Raw genomic sequence first — 242 nt, 5'->3', positions numbered from 1 at the left:
GGGCCAACAGTTCACCGCCGGCGCGCGCGAGGGCCTGGGCGTTGATGTCGCGGTCGACCGGCAACGGATCGGGAGGGCGAGTGCAGGCCAGCACATTGCGACCGCTAGCGAGCCCTTTCGCGATGTCTCGGGCATGGCGTTCCAGCGTGGCGGCATCCCGCTGCGCCATCACTGACGCATCGAGCCACACGGTGTCGAACGACCGTGCCGCCGCGACCTGCCGCGCGTGACCGGCGACAGGC

1 pseudogene is annotated in these 242 nt (G+C 71.1%); it reads right to left on the bottom strand.

The annotated features are described in order from the left end of the window. Positions 1–242, bottom strand: a pseudogene (locus tag BMG07_RS41150) (four-carbon acid sugar kinase family protein); the annotation flags it as partial.

The sequence above is a fragment of the Variovorax sp. E3 genome (assembly GCF_016082275.1).
In the GTDB taxonomy this organism is placed as follows: domain Bacteria; phylum Pseudomonadota; class Gammaproteobacteria; order Burkholderiales; family Burkholderiaceae_C; genus Variovorax.
This window is presented reverse-complemented; position numbering and strand designations above follow the sequence as displayed.